Origin of the sequence: Paenibacillus aceris, from assembly GCF_017874035.1 — a bacterium.
GTDB lineage: Bacteria > Bacillota > Bacilli > Paenibacillales > NBRC-103111 > Paenibacillus_E > Paenibacillus_E aceris.
In genome coordinates, this window is the sequence record NZ_JAGGKV010000046.1 from 1 (window position 1) to 12,432 (window position 12,432).

Genomic DNA, 12,432 nt, shown 5'->3' on the forward strand with positions numbered 1-12,432 from the left:
TTCCTCGCCAGCCGTATTAACATTATAGCCAAACTCAACAAATTTTCATTTGTCCGTGGTGCCCCGTTAGGGGCATGGATGGCTAACGAGGAACGTTAGTTCAATGACAAGAGCGGCAGTCTAAGACTTTATTTTTCAAGTCTTGGTTCTCCGCTCTTTCTTTTAATGGATTCAGTCTAAAACTTATTTCTCAAAAACTGACGATTATTCTACTCAAAAACCGTATTAAATCATCGACTCCGGTCTAGTACTTTATTTCTCCAGACATTTAAGCTGCTCGTATGCGAGGATGCCACGATATGAAAGTGGTGCACTACCAATGTAAGTGACGGTTTTGTAGAACACGACTTCAACAGTGGTTGGAACCCCACATCCATCCATCCCCATGCACAAAAGTATGGGTTTGCACGCAAAAGGACTGTCAGGATGATCTTCCCTGACAGTTTTTATTATTGAGCCTGCCTAGTACAAATTGCCGTCAAATTAAAGGAAATACTTTTATTTTCTTGAAATTAAAAAGAAAGAATATGTAATGAGAATCCGGGCCGCTTTGGAGGTGGTGCAAGACAAATGCAAGATGAGCTGGATATTCGTAGTTTTATCGGCACACATGATGCCGATTTTTATGATGATGGATTTCACCGTCATTCGGCTGTTGAAATCAGTATCGTGCTAGAAGGACGGTGCTTGTTCGAGTGGTCGAAGCAAAGCTGGATGGAAGCAGGCCATATCGTAATTATCCCGCCAGACTTGGCGCACAGGTTTGAAGCCGTGACGAATGTGAGGTTCGGGGTTATTTTGTTGCAGGGCGTAACAGCACGTACGATGGAGCTGGTCGCGAAGCTCGGAGGCAGCGGATTAACTGGCGACGGAGGTGCAGATAGATCACCTATATTCCTTGCTTTATCCCGACTGGACAAAGAGCGATTCGAGCGATTGTTCCGGGAATGGTTACGAATGAAAGCTTCGTTCTTAAAAGAAAAAAAAGCCAATTATTCGGCATGGATGGAAGTGCTGCTGCTTTTTTTGCTCGAACACTCGCAGCAGGATTTGCAGGGGATGACGGTAACGAAAGCGGCTGACTACATGCGTGAAAATGTGCAGGAATCAGTTCACATTTCTGATTTGGCAGAGATGGCCGGGTTTACAGAGCCTGCCTTTCGCCGTGTCTTTGAACAAATGTACGGTGTTAGCCCAAAGCAATATCAACAGCAGTGCCGTTTGCAGGAGTCAAAATGGCTGCTTAGTTCAACAGATAAGGATATACGTGAAATTGCCGAACAGGTAGGCTTTTTCAGGTTGCATTCCTTTTCACAGTGGTTTAAGGAGCAAGAAGGTCTCCCGCCTACGGTTTGGCGGAAAAGTCAAAGGTTGCAGCACGGTTCGATGCTGAACTAGTTGCGTTTTGCGTAAATTGCGGTTCGGTTTCCCTAAATACAAGCGCTTTCTGATTCGATATGCTAATGGAGTAAACGTAAACATATAGGGAGGCCACGACGGATGGAAAAAGTAAGAATTGGATTTATCGGTGTAGGCGGCATGGCAGAGTACCATATGAAAACATTGAAGCAGATCGATGACGCAGTGATTACGGCTGTATGCGACATGAACGCGGATCGTGCGAGGGAGATAGCAGAAACTTTCGGCGCAAAAACGTACGAAACTGTGATAGAAATGTTGGATGCGGGGGTAATCGATGCGCTTTATATTTGCACGCCACCTTTTGCTAGGGAAGGGATTGAAGAAGCGGCTGCAGCACGGGGCATACATCTGTTATCGGAGAAACCTACCGGCTTGCATATGGAGGAAGTGCGTCGTAAAGAACAGATCATTCGTGATTCGGGCATCATTCATTCGTCAGGCTATTGCTTGCGCTATTTGGACACTGTGCAGAAGGCAAAGATGTACTTGGCTAATAAGCAAGTAGATATGGTACTCGCGTACCGAATTGGCGGCATGCCAGAAGTAGGTTGGTGGAGGCTCATGGAACGTTCGGGCGGTCAACTTGTAGAGCAATCGACACATCAAGTGGACTTGATTCGTTATTTGGCTGGTGAGTTTGACTACGTCCAAGCGAACTACGAGCAGCGACACATCCATCGAAATTATCCAGAAGCAACAGTATATGATGTGGGTATCGTATCTTTCGGCCTCAAGAGCGGGGCGTTAGGCACGATCAGCAATACGGTTTTGTCCCGTCAAATTGGACGCGGGGATGTGGAGTTTTTCGGGCATGACTTCTACGTGTCAATAAGCGGTAAGACGGTACGGATTGTGGATGACACACAGGACGTGACTTTGACATCGGAGATGGATTTCTACCTCGAACAGAATCGGGCGTTTGTCGCAGCAGTGAAAACAGGACGGCAGGAGCTAGTGTACGGTGATTATAGCGAAGCGGCAGCGACGCTTGAAGTTACGGTGGCGGCGAATGATTCGGCGGTTGCGAAGCAGCCGATAACGATCACTTCGGCATAAAAGTTCAATTGATTCCATGTTGACATACACGAAGGAGGTTAAGGCATGTTAAAAGGAATAAATCAATGGTGTTTTCCTGAAGGGCTGCCGCTTCAGCAGTTATTCAAGATTAGCCGTGAGGCCGGTTATGATGCGGTTGAGCTGAATGTTAATCCTTTAGGCGGCGTTGGTTTGACCATGAAAACGACTCCGATGGAGGCAGAGGAGATTGGCCGCATGGCAAAAGAGTACGGTATTCAGCTGCGAAGCTTGTCTACCTCCTTGCTGTGGCAAACCCCGCTTTCTTCTGCGGAAGTGTCTGTTCGTGAGCAGGGGCGCCATGTTGTCGAGAAACAACTGGAGTTAGCGGAGCTATTAGGTATCGATACGGTGCTTGTCGTGCCTGGAGCAGTAAACGAGGAGACTTCGTACGATGAGTGCTACGATCGCAGCCGTGCGGAACTAGCTTTGCTAGTGAAAGAAGCAGAAAAACGGCGCGTTCGCATAGGCATCGAAAACGTGTGGAACAAATTTCTGTTATCGCCACTTGAAATGCGTGCTTATGTCGATGATCTTCAATCTGCTTATCTTGGGGTTTATTTTGATGTAGGCAATATTTTGCATAACGGTTATCCGCAGCAGTGGATCAAAATTCTTGGTTCACGTATATTCAAAGTGCACGTGAAGGATTACCGACCAGGTGTAGGCACAGGTCATGGTTTTGTCCCGCTGCTCTCGGGAGGTGTCAATTGGACGGCAGTTCGATCGACGTTAGAGGGCATCGGTTATACCGATACGGTAACTGCTGAGGTCGGTCTGTATGCAGAAAGTCCGCTACAAACGGTGTATGACACCTCACGGCACTTGGATATTATTCTTGGTGGAGCTGCGCGATAGTGGGGAAGCCCAGAGAATCATAGATTCCCCATTTTTTAAGGTGCAGACTATGCAATTAAAGTAGTCCAAGAACAAAAACAAGAATTTCAGAAATACGGGGCAACTCCGAAATTTCCAATTTTTAATCAAATGATAGTTATTTCTAGAGGTGTGTACGAAGGACTAGCGGTCGATGCAGTGAGATATCCTTCACCAGAGCATATGTCGGGATGGTGGCTTACAACTGACCTGTATCGATAATGTGGAATCTTTGATGACGGTTCATTATCACCATGTAGCATTTATAAGACCAGAGCTAATCAAATATTTTGCTTTACCTTATGGATATAGATGTAATATCACAGGGACAGAACAAGATGTTTGGTTCGATGAAAATGCAATAAAATAACACTTTTTGTGCCTCAGAGCTGGTCAATTACGCTAACGTTCGGCATTAGGTCAATACCCCATTTCGATACCCATTTCACTATTCCTTCCAACAAGCAGCTATAGCCGATCCAATATCCTACCACTTACCGTCACGATACGTAGTTTATGGTTATACCTTACTGGATTTGTGGAATACAACAACTTTGTGATCGCTTTGGGAAAGAAATAGAGTAAGTGTCAAACCTACTCCACCTTCTAGTAACCTAAATCTTCATGAGATAATGTAGGCAACTTAATCAAAGGGGGGTGCCTAATGACTAGTACTGAACGAGAAAAGCTTCATCACGAATGGGAGGCACGGATCACGGGCTATCGATCCAGCGGATTAACCTTATCTGCCTGGTGTACCGCCAATCAATGCACCATAAATCAATTGAAATATTGGCTTTATAAATCAAAAACTGTTTCTCCTTAAACGGAACCAGCTCCTTCTAATCGTTGGGTGCCGTTTAACGTTGCTGATCCAGCTAAATCCACCGTTTCCGCATCTACCCTTGTTGTTCGTTTGGGAAAGCCATCATCGAGCTTCGTTCAGGTTTTGACCCCAGGCTGGATCTCGGTGATTGGTACTCTGTTGTATGTCATACATAAAATCAGCCCTTTACGGGACAAAGGGGCGATTGAAAACTTAGCCCTGCACAGCTTAAGAGGCCGACCAGGATCCACTGGCCGGCCTCTAATCCAAGCGAACTGAATTGGTTACCTGTTGATGCGGGCATTCCTAAGTTACGTGTTCACAAGATTGAATTGGGGGAACTGTTCGGGATAAATCTGTTTTTGGTAGTTGTACCTGTTACGGTATGAGTGTGCCCGTTTGCTTCTTTAAATACAATCGTGAAGCGGTGAAAGTGATTCGGACCGCCACCATGTGGACCAACACCGTTGATGGACAGGCCCGTTCGACCAGAGTACGTATGCCGATGTCCATCTTGCGTTGTAGTTACCCCGTGAAACGTGTGAAAGTGCGAACCGGGAACTCGCACGACGACGTCTGACGAATTCAGGAACAGATGTTGATGTCCCCGATTGGCAGACGTAACACCAGACATAATGTGGCGAACACGATTGACAGTTGGACTGCTACACTTCAATCTGCTACACTTCAATGATTATCAACCACCTTCTATAAAGTAATACAGTAGCATATTTTGCGATTGTAGAACTTGACACAGGCATTTGGAACAGTTTAATAGACCAAATCTAGAGAAAACGGTTATAGTTATATAGTTTTCGACATGCATAGAAGGTGTGAAGGAGTTTTTGCTCCTGTTCTTTGGCTGCCAGAAGGGATAATCTCTGACAATCGGGTCAGCGCCCTCTACATTGACACGTGATGGTGTTAGAGCCCAACATAGTGTATTGAAAAGTGAGCGACAAAAATCAAACAGGCTGCCGATGTTAAACTCGGTGGCCTGTTGTGCTAACGGGCAGATTAGTTCCAATATATGGTGATATTAGTTCTGTAAGACATTAATTTAACAGGGAAATCTCAGTTGATTAAATGAGTCAAGAGTTTTTTCTTATTAACAGAGATTTTGAACGGTACAAGGAGAAATAATAAGAGCTATAGAGAAATTAAGGGATGAAGCCCAGAGGAATGGAAATGGCAATTGGGATAATTGTTTAGGAGCAATATAACGAGGCTTAGGAAATATAGCGATCCCTATTTGGAGGACAACATTTATGATGATTTAACAGATAGAGTAGTGGAATGGTATTTTAAAAATCAGGAACCGATTTTCAAACCATATGATCCGAACCAGTACCGATAATACAAAGGAGATTTCACAGACGGGAGATTATAGCACAGGAGCTGCATTGAAGCAGCTCTTTTTTAGTTCATTCAAGTAACGGGCAGAGCGCGCCTAGCCAAGCTAGGCACAACTTACTGATGCAAGTTCAGTCGGGGTAAGGACCAAGCCGCCCCGTAGCTAGCAGGCAGACGTCGGCGAAATTCGGCGGCTGAAGCCCTGTGAAAAGTCGCGCTTTGCGCGATAAAGCAAATCTGCAGGCCGTAATGAAAATGAATCCTACCGCATCGTGAAACTGAACCCGAAAGGGACAAGAGGGAGCCGAGCCACGTCTGCCCCGGTGAAGGCCATGGAACGCGCGAAGAACTTGGAATGCAGCGTAGAAGAACCCTCCGGTGTAAAGGGATCGGCATGTAGAGACAGTTGTGTCTGGAACTAGGGAGACCCTCCCCCGCACGAAGTTTTTTTTTTTCGTAACGAGCAAACTTATAAGCCTCAAAGGTAAAATGGCAAGCTGCGGGAAGGGAGTCGGAGGGGGCCATATTACCAAAGATCCGGCGGACAACATAACCCCGGGGAGGGAAGGGCGCCGAAAGGCAATGCCCCACTTCGTTTACGGGATATTAAGGAGGTAAGAGCAAGTGAATGCCGAATACACGGCTAACGCCACCAATGAAAACGCTCGACAACTCCAAAATACCCTCTATCTTGCGGCTAAGGAGAACCCAAAGCGTAAGTTTCATGCACTGTACGACAAAGTATTCCGAAAAGATATCCTGCAAGAAGCATGGACAAGAGTGAAAACCAATCGTGGTAGTGCCGGTATTGACGGACAAACGATTAAATTCATCGTTCTAGAGATTGGCGAAGAATCCTTCATCGAAGAGATCAGGCTACAGCTAATGAATGGGGAATACCGACCGTCTCCAGTTAAACGGAAAGAGATTCCGAAGCCGGACGGTAAGACACGTCCCTTGGGTATTCCAACAGTCCGTGACCGGACTGTTCAGATGGCTACCAAACTGGTAATCGAAGGCATATTCGAAGCAGATTTTAAAGATTGCTCTTACGGATTTCGCCCCAAACGGTCGGCTCACCACGCTATAAAAAGCATCCGGGAAAGCATCAATTGGGGCGTCATTAACTGGGTGGTCGACGTAGAAATTACTGGCTACTTCGATAATATCTCCCACAGCAAGCTGATGAAACTGGTCGAAGAACGCATCTGCGACAGGCGTATACTGAAGTTAATTCGACAGTGGCTTGAAGCAGGTGTAATGAAGGATGGCGTATGGCACAAAACGGAGATCGGAAGCCCACAAGGCGGCGTAATATCTCCTCTTCTGGCCAATATTTATCTCAATTACCTTGATACGATATGGGAAAAACGGTTTTCTCATCTCGGAAAGCTGATAAGGTACGCGGACGATCTAGTTATTCTATGTCGATACAAACCGCAAGCGCTAGAGTCGATTCAAACTCTTAAAGCGATTTTTGGGAAACTGGAATTGACCATGAACACTTCTAAATCAAAGCTAGTGAGTCTATGGAAGAACCAGGACGGATTCAATTTCCTTGGTTTTCATCATCGGAAGATGCCTTACCTTCATAGAACCGGGACAAAGTATCGACTTCGAAGCTTTCCATCGAAGAAAGCAATGAAGAAGATGCGCACTCGTGTGAAGGAAGAAACGGCATCCAGAGGCCTGTTAAACTGTCAGTTAAATATGATGGTCAAGCTGCTGAACCCAATGATTCAAGGATGGCGCAACTACTATGCTCATCAGGATGTAGATCGAAGTATGGCAAACCGTTTCCTTGGAAAAGTGGACTGGTACATCCTGAGGAGACTGAGACTGTTCTGGAATAACAAACACAGGAAGCGCAAGCGGAATTGGTCGGAGATGCAGATTCTGCTTCAACGTACAGGATTGAAAACAGTATGCTCATGGAAAATCCGTACTGCCCTAGATGAAGAACGTCGGAAAGCCGTATGCGGGAAAACCGCACGTACGGTTTGATGAGGAGGGGCTGGGAAATCCAGTCCTTTACTCTACTTAGTGTAGTGGAATCAACCAATAAATGGTAATGTGTATTTAGACAATAAATCATGAGAAGTAAATATAATTGGGAAAGTTAGTGCAGTATTAAAAGATTCATATTTTAAGCAGCGCTCTTGGTTATCAAATGTTGAATACAGGGAAACTAATTATCTTTCAAAATCTTCTACTCCAGAAGATGCCGTTCTATTTTTTACGTTGCTGTGCGGGTATAACAACATAGATGTGGATAGAGAGCCTACTGAGGTATTAAATGAGTTGATAGCCATTGATGAAGTAGCAATAAGTTGTGGCATAGCCTTTGAGGATGAAGAAAAAGCGATTCTTCCGAGTTGTTGCTGTGGGCTCGAGAATTGGAGAGAAGTACTTGAAGCGGTCTTAAGTAAAAAGGATGTATGGCTTGGTCATGATCCATTCCCGACTTTGGAATACATAAATGATTCGGTAAGAGTTTGGTCTGACGATTATTCTGGCACGATGAGAAAAGATTTATCGCAGCAAGAATTACTGAAAATGTATTATATAGAATACAACCGAAATGACTTAATTAATAAACTAGAAGCTATCGAGACGGATTTGTTGGAGTTTTTTAAGAATTCGTTTGAAAAGGTACTCTGTATGGTCGATGATGATCAAAAAGAAATGTTATTTTTGAAATACTGTAAGTGGTTCAATCTGGTGGTAAGTTAAGTTCGCCGCTCAGTCTGACTTAACTAACCGGGAACTTTAGTTAAACAAAGAGCTGTCGTTACATTCTTATGTTTCATTACCTTTGAGCTTAATGGCTGGTTAGCAACCGGCGGTGATGAATTTGATAGTCGAATTTGATGGTTATTTCGAAAATGCACTTCTTATCGGTAAGTCATGTTCTATTTCTGAATTAAGAAAAAAATATGAAACAGCCAAAACTCGTTGTACTAACATAAATGAATTCACAGAGATCTTTTGTAGGATGTTTCAATTTGAACGTCTGCCTTCGTCACACGGGATGTGTGTTAGGCCAGATGTTGTAATTGATACCGATCCTGACCGTATTTATGTGCCACGGCATTGAGCTAACGAAGAAGGATAGTTCAATCAGGACATGAAGGCAGCCGGCTTACACGATCGGCTGTCTTTAAAGGTGAGGTCAAAGTGTCCGTTCTTGCGTTTATATCCACGCCACAAAACGAATACGAAAAAGCGTTCGCTGCAATGCTCGTATCCATCATGCCAAATTGCTCGAAGATTTTCTGAACGAACAAAAGGAACGCCTTGAACTGGTTCTTCTCCCGCCTTACAGTCCTGAACTCAACCTTGTGGAATGTCTTTGGAAATGTTTGAAAGCCGACGTAATCTATAACATCTTTTATCACAGCTGAGATCAAAAAAACGTGGAGGCATCATGGACAGAATCATGAAAGAACTTCTAAAGATCATTGATCGTTTATGCATCAGGATGTAAATGTCTTTGGTTCAACCTATATAGATCGCGATTGCATCCAATTATGGTATTAATTATCGCTTCGGCAACAAATTCACATATTGATCCGACAATTTCATCAAGGTCATGACGTAGTCATAATCGTTCTTGTAGGTCTGGAAATCAGCTACAGGCTTAAGAGTCTGCAAGGACACAGCCGTTCCGTCATCGAATCCTTTTCCAGGGATAAACAGAATATGATCATTGAAAAAGGAGCCGGTAGGCAAATAATATCTCATGCCGAAGGCATTTTTCCGGATATTTAACAGATCCTGACCAAAGTGGACAAAGCCCTCCTCCTTCAAAGAAATACCAAGCAGGTTGGCAATCGTCGGCATAATATCGAGCTGTCCCCCAACTTGATTCATCACTTGACCTTTGGCTTGGCCCGGCATATGGATAAACAGCGGAATGTTAAAGCGGGTGATCCTTTCATGATAAGTGATCCCCAGCTCGCTGCTAAGTACATCGGGCTTAATGTCCTCCGGCTGCAGCCCGAAATGGTCGCCGTAAGCGATGAAAAGGGTTTGATCCCACAGGCCGGTGCTCTTCAGCTTATCAATAAACGTCCCAAGCGCATAATCGGCGTAATTGGCAGCTTCCAGATAGTTACCGATCTCCTGTCCCTGTAAGGCAGCCGGTATTGACATTTTCTCGAATGTAACCGGAACTATGAATGGGAAGTGGCTCGATACTGTTATAAACTGCGCGTAGAAGGGCTTTTTTTGATTGTGCAGTTCGGTAAGCTTCTCGAAGCCTACGCGGAACAATTCTTCGTCGGAAGCCCCGAAAGAGTTGAAATTGTCGTTCGTATAATACGGCTTGTCAAAATAATGCGTAAACCCGATCGCAGGATACAACTTAATCCGATCCCAAAAATGAATATCGTTGACATGAAACGTATCCGCTTCGTATCCTTTACTCTCAAGAAGCCTTGGAAGACTGGGGAGCTGCCGATCGCCGTAACCTGTTGACATGGGAATCGTCCCCGTAGGATAAATGGATGTATTGGACATGAATTCAGCGTCGGATGTATTGCCTTGGCCAATCTGCTGGAAAACATGAGGGAAATAGAAGCTTTCCTGAGCCAGCTTATTAATCACAGGCGTCAGCTCCTTACCCTGGTATGAGAGGTTAATCAAAAAGTTTTGAAAAGCCTCCATCTGAACGATTATGACGTTCATTCCCTGCTGGGCTGCGAAATAATTCGGCTTTTGATCAGGGCTTGCCGTTGGATTATATCCATAACCGGCTTCCACCTGATTGATCACTGTTCGTGCTTGCGTCAAATTTGAGAATGTCATTTTGCTTTTTTCGGTTATCCCGTTGACGGCCACGGTTACCTCGTAATTCATAAGACCAAGCTGCTCGGCCCGTACCAGCTCATTTGTGATGCCTTTGTCCATTTTAACGAACCAGGCGCAGATCCCCAAACAGACCAGGGTTACACTCATGAAAGACGATCGCCGCACAGGCCGGTCGTTGCTCAGGATCGGGCCGCGCTTCCTCGCCGCAAGCCAAATCACGAGGCCAAGTACAAGATCCGCGGAAAATAAGTAATCCAACGGATGAATCGTCGCTTTAATACTCGACGAAATTTGCATAAGCTGTTTGATTTCAAGGATGGAGGTATAGGTAACAACCGACCCGAAATGCTCAAAATAAAGGGTAGCCGCAAAACTGATTAGTGACAAAGTGGCATTGAAAACCCAATACGCATACCGCTTGGCGCGATGCGAGAAGCAAATCTCTATGATTCCGGTAAATACAAGGAGACTTGCCAAATCCAGAAGCCACCACTTCAAATCGACTTTCTCAAAAAGAAAGTAACGCAGTAATGCGAACTTCACCCACAAAATAAAGGTAAATACAAAAAATAAATATCCCCCTGCCCTGATCCCGGACTGCGACATGGTACCTCCTTCATTGTGTTTCAAATATGTCTTATTGCATTTTTTAACCAAAAAGACCGAATCTAAACATTCCAACCGTATACCTGCCGAACTTATTTGCGAATATGAAAAAAGGGGTAACGTTCAGTCTAATGGAGTGTCGGACTTTCGGGTCCCTGCTGTAGGTACCGTTTCAAAAAATTGATTTAATACAAAATGACCAAGGTATTATGATCAAAAATAACAAGTTTGAATATGTTGATTCGAACTTATGTGATTGGAAGATAGGGTGTACTGAAATACAAAGGAAAGTAGAAATGGGAGATTGGTAGACCATGATACAGGGGAATGGATCTACCAGTTAAATATATTGAACGTTTATAATTCAAATTGTAATAATAAAGAGGTATTAGTTGAGAAGATGCCTTTGAAAGAATATAAGCAATTGGAAATTCTATTTTAGTTCTGCAGTCTTTTCCCCTAACAAGCGTAACTTCACTCAATTAATGGGGACGTTAGTTCTATAAAGCAGCAGATCCGCTGTGACGAATGCTCTATGGTTCCACATTAGCAATAGTAAGGGAGAGATAAAATGACAAATAATTTACTTTGGTTACAGCAGTGGTTCTTTGATCAATGTGATGGTGACTGGGAGCATATGCAGCAAATAAAAATTAGTACACTGGATAATCCTGGTTGGACCATTAGAATTGATTTACTTGAGACGAGTCTCGAAAACGAAATTTCTAATCGCATACGAATAGAACGTACAGAAACTGACTGGTTAATATGTAGAGTTGAAGACCACACTTTTATGGGAAGTAGAGGAGTGTTCAATCTAAATGAAATAATTGATATTTTTAAAAATTGGGCAGTTTCAGTGAAGTGATTTTCTTTTCACATACTTACACCTAACAAGCGTAGTGATTAAGCTAACGGAGAACGAGTTGAATACCAGGAAGGCTGACCTGGACGAGGTAGGAGGAGAATATTGGACAAAAGAAAGGTAATGTTGTTTGCGCTTACTATTATTATTGTTTTGCTAAATGTGCTAGAAAGTTTTCGATGGAATTATAACAATTTTGAAGGTGACATCAGATACAAAACAGATCGTTGGACCAATAAAGTTTGGGTTGAATTTTACGCACCTCTTGCAAGTGGATCAGCAATGGAGTTTCCGTTGTTATCGAACTCGGAGATTAATTCATACCCACAACTAGAGTCTCATGTAGAAAAAATTGCCATGTCTGGTTATTTGGTGAGTGAATGGCTTAAGAGAATGAAATTAACTTACTTATATTATGGTATCAACTCCTTTTTAATAATTATTTTACTGCTATTATTGGCAATGATCACAAGAACAAGAAAGCGTCCCACGAGGAAGAGTGTATTGAACTCCCTCTGTATGATTTGATTATCTCACGCAAGCTCGTCTATTCGCAGGATTTCAAACCTTTAGATTTCGATGATGAATGAAAGATAGC

Annotated in this window: 13 protein-coding genes; 11 read left to right on the forward strand and 2 right to left on the reverse strand. The window is 43.8% G+C overall.

Annotated elements, in window-relative coordinates; all coding sequences use genetic code 11:
* The first annotated feature begins 570 nt into the window (after window positions 1-570).
* The 6 genes from J2Z65_RS34585 to tnpA all read left to right on the forward strand — a co-directional run bounded on the left by J2Z65_RS34585 (window position 571) and on the right by tnpA (window position 4,198).
* Entirely contained in the window at window positions 571-1,398 is an 828-nt protein-coding gene (locus tag J2Z65_RS34585; RefSeq protein ID WP_167063081.1) for a helix-turn-helix domain-containing protein, read from the forward strand.
* A 102-nt stretch (window positions 1,399-1,500) separates the two neighbouring features.
* A complete protein-coding gene (locus tag J2Z65_RS34590) occupies window positions 1,501-2,478 on the forward strand; it encodes a Gfo/Idh/MocA family protein (protein ID WP_167063078.1) in 978 nt (325 codons plus the stop codon).
* 45 nt (window positions 2,479-2,523) lie between these two features.
* Window positions 2,524-3,354, forward strand: coding sequence for a sugar phosphate isomerase/epimerase family protein (locus tag J2Z65_RS34595; protein ID WP_167063075.1), 831 nt, complete (start codon window positions 2,524-2,526; stop codon window positions 3,352-3,354).
* A 54-nt stretch (window positions 3,355-3,408) separates the two neighbouring features.
* Window positions 3,409-3,594 carry an immunity protein Imm33 domain-containing protein gene (locus J2Z65_RS36280; protein WP_420850855.1) on the forward strand — a complete coding sequence of 62 codons (186 nt, stop codon included), beginning with the start codon at window positions 3,409-3,411 and terminating at the stop codon, window positions 3,592-3,594.
* A gap of 1 nt (window position 3,595) precedes the next feature.
* Entirely contained in the window at window positions 3,596-3,742 is a 147-nt protein-coding gene (locus J2Z65_RS36285; protein WP_420850853.1) for an immunity protein Imm33 domain-containing protein, read from the forward strand.
* A 294-nt stretch (window positions 3,743-4,036) separates the two neighbouring features.
* Window positions 4,037-4,198, forward strand: coding sequence for an IS66 family insertion sequence element accessory protein TnpA (tnpA, locus tag J2Z65_RS36290; RefSeq protein WP_420850852.1), 162 nt, complete (start codon window positions 4,037-4,039; stop codon window positions 4,196-4,198).
* 319 nt (window positions 4,199-4,517) lie between these two features.
* Here tnpA and J2Z65_RS34600 read toward each other — a convergent pair whose 3' ends face one another.
* Window positions 4,518-4,889, reverse strand: coding sequence for a YmaF family protein (locus J2Z65_RS34600; RefSeq protein WP_209856370.1), 372 nt, complete (start codon window positions 4,887-4,889; stop codon window positions 4,518-4,520).
* 1,286 nt (window positions 4,890-6,175) lie between these two features.
* Between J2Z65_RS34600 and ltrA the strand changes: the two genes are divergently transcribed.
* The 3 genes from ltrA to J2Z65_RS36295 all read left to right on the forward strand — a co-directional run bounded on the left by ltrA (window position 6,176) and on the right by J2Z65_RS36295 (window position 8,955).
* On the forward strand, window positions 6,176-7,555 hold the full coding sequence (ltrA, locus tag J2Z65_RS34610) for a group II intron reverse transcriptase/maturase (RefSeq protein WP_167063070.1): 1,380 nt from the start codon (window positions 6,176-6,178) through the stop codon (window positions 7,553-7,555).
* A gap of 297 nt (window positions 7,556-7,852) precedes the next feature.
* Window positions 7,853-8,284 carry a hypothetical protein gene (locus J2Z65_RS34615; protein ID WP_209856373.1) on the forward strand — a complete coding sequence of 144 codons (432 nt, stop codon included), beginning with the start codon at window positions 7,853-7,855 and terminating at the stop codon, window positions 8,282-8,284.
* A 527-nt stretch (window positions 8,285-8,811) separates the two neighbouring features.
* The gene (locus J2Z65_RS36295; protein ID WP_167063067.1) at window positions 8,812-8,955 is read left to right on the forward strand and encodes a transposase; all 144 of its coding nucleotides are present in this window, start codon (window positions 8,812-8,814) and stop codon (window positions 8,953-8,955) included.
* Window positions 8,956-9,091: 136 nt separating this feature from the next.
* Here J2Z65_RS36295 and J2Z65_RS34625 read toward each other — a convergent pair whose 3' ends face one another.
* Window positions 9,092-10,969, reverse strand: a complete 1,878-nt coding sequence (locus J2Z65_RS34625) for an LTA synthase family protein (RefSeq protein WP_167063064.1) — start codon at window positions 10,967-10,969, stop codon at window positions 9,092-9,094.
* A 571-nt stretch (window positions 10,970-11,540) separates the two neighbouring features.
* Here J2Z65_RS34625 and J2Z65_RS34630 point away from each other — a divergent pair.
* Together J2Z65_RS34630 and J2Z65_RS34635 are read left to right on the forward strand one after the other, a co-directional pair.
* Entirely contained in the window at window positions 11,541-11,837 is a 297-nt protein-coding gene (locus J2Z65_RS34630; RefSeq protein WP_167063062.1) for an immunity 53 family protein, read from the forward strand.
* Window positions 11,838-11,939: 102 nt separating this feature from the next.
* Complete coding sequence (locus tag J2Z65_RS34635) at window positions 11,940-12,362, forward strand: hypothetical protein (protein ID WP_209856375.1); 423 nt, start codon at window positions 11,940-11,942, stop codon at window positions 12,360-12,362.
* Window positions 12,363-12,432: the final 70 nt, after the last annotated feature.

Excerpts from the sequence above, each read along its gene's own strand:
- J2Z65_RS34585 (WP_167063081.1), top strand. The coding sequence starts at position 571 with ATGCAAGATGAGCTGGATATTCGTAGTTTTATCGGCACACATGATGCC.
- J2Z65_RS34590 (WP_167063078.1), top strand. The coding sequence starts at position 1,501 with ATGGAAAAAGTAAGAATTGGATTTATCGGTGTAGGCGGCATGGCAGAG.
- J2Z65_RS34595 (WP_167063075.1), top strand. The coding sequence starts at position 2,524 with ATGTTAAAAGGAATAAATCAATGGTGTTTTCCTGAAGGGCTGCCGCTT.
- tnpA (WP_420850852.1), top strand. The coding sequence starts at position 4,037 with ATGACTAGTACTGAACGAGAAAAGCTTCATCACGAATGGGAGGCACGG.
- J2Z65_RS34625 (WP_167063064.1), bottom strand. The coding sequence starts at position 10,969 with ATGTCGCAGTCCGGGATCAGGGCAGGGGGATATTTATTTTTTGTATTT.
- J2Z65_RS34630 (WP_167063062.1), top strand. The coding sequence starts at position 11,541 with ATGACAAATAATTTACTTTGGTTACAGCAGTGGTTCTTTGATCAATGT.